The sequence below is a fragment of the Autumnicola patrickiae genome, assembly GCF_031846525.1.
Taxonomy (GTDB): domain Bacteria; phylum Bacteroidota; class Bacteroidia; order Flavobacteriales; family Flavobacteriaceae; genus Autumnicola; species Autumnicola patrickiae.
The window spans coordinates 1-1,521 of sequence record NZ_JAVRHM010000057.1 but is presented as its reverse complement, the minus strand read 5'-3'; the positions used below and the strand labels follow the sequence as shown (position 1 = coordinate 1,521).

Genomic DNA, 1,521 nt, shown 5'->3' with positions numbered 1-1,521 from the left:
GGGAATAAAAACGCATTACAACAATATATCCTATGAAAAGCAATAACCTGCTCTCTCAAATTTAATATTTTAATTTTTCTTATTTCATTCCTATATATATTTTAACGCGTTTAATTCTGATTGAAGCTTTGCTTCAGTTAGAATTCAATGCAAAATAACCCGCTCCGCATCCTATATGTGGTCACTTCTAATGAGTGTCACCAGCATCATTATGATTGGTTAATTAAGTCTATCCACTAGCTAAAAAATGTGATCCTGAAATGGCCACCTATATTGTTTTGTGGTATAGACTTTTAATATTTTGAGCTTGGTCATGAGTTATAGATTATGATATCACTCCAATTTCATAAGGAGTTTTAGTTTTAATCACTGCTAAAGTTCGGCTCAGTAATTTGTGAGCCACTTTTACTATTATTTTTTTGACGTCTTTGCCCAGGTGCTGGCGATAATAAGCCTGCATTACGGGATCTGTTCTAATTGCCTGCCATGCAGCTTCCACAAAATATGATCGGATTAGTCTGTGACACCTGGGGTTCATCCCCATTGATTTTGAATTAACTCCACTTTGATATATGCTGGGAGCCAAACCAACATAACCTGCCAAATGTTTTAAGCTGCTAAATCGCCTTAGATCACCCAGTTCAGCAATGATTCCAACTGCTACAATTCCTCCAATACCAGGAATGCTCCTTAGTAGATAGAAATCCTGCTTAAAATGTTTACGGCAATAAGCTCTTAACTGGCTCGATACATCTCGAAGTTCCTTATCAATAAAACGAAAATTACGCATCTTACTGGCCATACATTCCCTTGCAGTACCAAAAACAAACTTTTGGCTATCTACCCAATGACGAAAATCGTGGCTCCAGTGATCATTATCAAACTCAGGAGGAACTTTGACTCCATAATAGAGCAACTGCATTTTAATTACAGATTTGACACGTCTGAAGTCTTTAACCAGTTCATTACGGCGCCGGAAAAGGCTACGGAGTTCTTCCCGTTCTATATCGGGAACTATGATACTCTCAAGACGACCGTCTTTGAGTTCTCTGCTAATGAGCTGGGCATCGATTCTATCGGTTTTGGTGTATCGTTCTTTTCCCTTTCGTTGAATATCGGCCGGATTTACCACCAGGGATCTCCAGCCAAAATTTACAAAACTACGATGAGCAGCATAACCACAACAACCCGCTTCATAGGCAGTGGAGACTTCGTGGTCCGGAAAATGTTTTTGAACATATTCCCGTAACTTCTCAGGCTCCGGTGGCATAGTAAAAGATTTACCGGCAAAAAGATCGGTGCTGCAGTGTATTTTCCAGCTCCTCTTGTGGATGTCAATTCCTATGAATAACTTTGGTAAGGCAGTAACTCGGGATTCCATATCTTTAGTTTTTATGGTGAATATTAAAGATACTCGATTACTGCTTTTTCATTGATGCTAAAAACAATGCTTGAGCCAGTTTCAAATCGAAACTTTTTGTTCACTTGCTTAGCGGAATGTCCTGCGGACAATTACGCCCG

The 1,521-nt window shown here is 39.2% G+C and carries 1 protein-coding gene; it reads right to left on the bottom strand.

The annotated features are described in order from the left end of the window. Positions 1-325: 325 nt before the first annotated feature. Entirely contained in the window at positions 326-1,381 is a 1,056-nt protein-coding gene (locus RM549_RS19300; RefSeq protein ID WP_037320342.1) for an IS110 family RNA-guided transposase, read from the bottom strand. Positions 1,382-1,521: the final 140 nt, after the last annotated feature.